Genomic DNA, 2,004 nt, shown 5'->3' on the forward strand with positions numbered 1-2,004 from the left:
ACCGTGGACAGCGTGGTAATGCCTGCCCTGCGGCTGTTGCTGCCGCGCCGGCCCGCGCTGCGGGTGCAGCTCACTCAGGGGCAGTCGGACGATCTCAACGAGCAGGTCGCGGGCGGCAAGCTGGACCTGGCGGTGACGCCGATCTATGCCGACGTGCCGGGCACGCTGAACCAGGAGCCGATCCGGGAGGATGGCTTGTGCGTGGCGGCCAGCCGCAAGCACCCGCTGGCCGCGCGGCGCAAGCTGGCCTTGCGCGACCTGGCCGACCAACGCTGGATCCTGCCCATGCCGGGTTCGGTGGCGCGCCACGCGCTGGAGGCCCGCTATGCCGAGGCTGGCCTGGCGCAGCCTTCGGCGGCGCTGGAGGTGCAGCATTTTTCCGGGGGCGCGCTGGCATTGCTGGCGGCCTCGGACCTGTTGGCGCTGATGCCGCAAAGCGCGCTGGGTCCGGACATCGCGGAGCTACCCGTGGCGCTGGGCCGGCCCCTGCGGCGCAGCATGGCGCTGGTCACGCGCCACGGCGCCACCTGGTCGCCGCTGATGCAGGAGTTCCGCGCGGCGGTGCTGGAGGCTGCTGCCTAGTACTCCGATTCCACCAGCCAGCTGATGGGGATCTCTGCCACGCTGGCGCTGGGCGGCAGTTCCAGCACCAGCCGGGCCATGCGGGAGGCAGGCGGAAACGCGCCAGGCGGATCTAGCGGAATGCCGTCCAGGCCAGAGTCAGCGAGAACAGGCCCAGGATGACGGAGGCGCCGCGCTGCGCTTGCGCCGGATCGATCCAGCGCGCCTTCGCGCTGCCCAGCGAGGCGCCGAACGCCACCCAGGCCAGGCCTATCGGCACCAGCAGCGTGGCGAATAGCGCCATGGCCGCCAGGTAGGCGGGCAGGCTCCAGAACGCCGTGGGCGGGAAAATCGCGCTGGCAAAGAGTATGCCCTTGGGGTTGAGCAGCGTGGCCGTGAACAGCGTGCGCATGCCGATGACCTGCCGCGCCACCGCGGGCAAGGCGCTGGCGGCGCGCCACATGCGCACGGCCAGGCAGGCGATGTAGACGCTGCTGGCGATGCGCACGCAAGCCGGCAGCCACGGCAGGGATCTTGCAGCCTGCTCAAGAAAGCGTCCCCAGAGCGAGATCGACACGACGTAGCCGGCCAGCTCGGCCACCGTCAGCCGCGCCGACCGGATGAAGCCTTGGCGCAGGCCGGCCGCGGCCAGCAGGGTATTGGTCGGGCCTGGCATGGCCAGGATGACGGTGACTCCGAAGGCGAACAATCCTGCGGCGGCAAGGTTAAACATGGATGGAACAGGGGGTGTTGAGCATGGCGGCGGGTAGTGTAGCGGCCCGCCAGACCAATTGGCGGCAACCCCCGGGCATGCCTCGGCCGCATCCAGGCTCAGGCCACTTGCGGAAAGCCTCCATAGGGTGCCCACCCCGATCCCGCGATGACGCCGCCGTCGCACGGAATGGTGGCGCCGGTGACTACCGCGGCCGCGGGCGACAGCAGGAAGAACACGACTTCCGCGATTTCGCGCGGTTGCATCAGGCGGCCCAGCGGCGTGGCGTTCAGGATCGGAGTCATGTCGCGCTCCCCCTGGCGCTCCTTGGGCCTGAGGAAAGGCGTGTCGGTCCAGCCCGGCGCGATGGCGTTGACGCGCACCCCGCGCCGAGCCCAGTGCACGGCCAGGGCTTCGGTCAGGTTCACGATCGCGGCCTTGGCCGGGCCGTAGGCCAGCACCGGCCCGGGACGGAACGACAGCACGGACGCCACGTTGACGACCGCGCCGCCGCCGCGCGCGGCCATGGCGCTGCCGAACACGCGACAGGACGTGTAGGTGCCCTTAAGGTGGGAATCCACCACCCGTTGCCAGTCCTCGACCGGATAGTCCTCGATGGCGGTGGGAACCTGGGCGATGCCGGCGCAGTTCACCAACCCCGTGACCGGCGGCAGCAGTGCGGCAAGCTGCTCTTGCGCAGTCCGCAGCCCGGCCTCGTCCAGCACGTCGCC

General features: G+C 70.6%; 3 protein-coding genes. 1 reads left to right on the top strand and 2 read right to left on the bottom strand.

What is annotated here, in order from left to right; translation table 11 throughout:
- Nucleotides 1–582, top strand: a 582-nt coding sequence (locus tag VIR09_RS09615) for a LysR substrate-binding domain-containing protein (RefSeq protein ID WP_332012652.1), incomplete at its 5' end; no start/stop codon positions are given.
- Nucleotides 583–694: 112 nt separating this feature from the next.
- Here VIR09_RS09615 and VIR09_RS09620 read toward each other — a convergent pair.
- Entirely contained in the window at nt 695–1,294 is a 600-nt protein-coding gene (locus VIR09_RS09620; RefSeq protein WP_332012653.1) for a LysE family translocator, read from the bottom strand.
- A 98-nt stretch (nt 1,295–1,392) separates the two neighbouring features.
- Nucleotides 1,393–2,004, bottom strand: a 612-nt coding sequence (locus tag VIR09_RS09625; protein WP_332012654.1) for an SDR family oxidoreductase, incomplete at its 5' end; no start/stop codon positions are given.

Source organism: Achromobacter sp. (assembly GCF_036567245.1).
In the GTDB taxonomy this organism is placed as follows: domain Bacteria; phylum Pseudomonadota; class Gammaproteobacteria; order Burkholderiales; family Burkholderiaceae_B; genus Achromobacter.

Bases quoted from the DNA above. Each gene is read 5' to 3' on its own strand.
- VIR09_RS09620 (WP_332012653.1), bottom strand. From the start codon at position 1,294: ATGTTTAACCTTGCCGCCGCAGGATTGTTCGCCTTCGGAGTCACCGTC.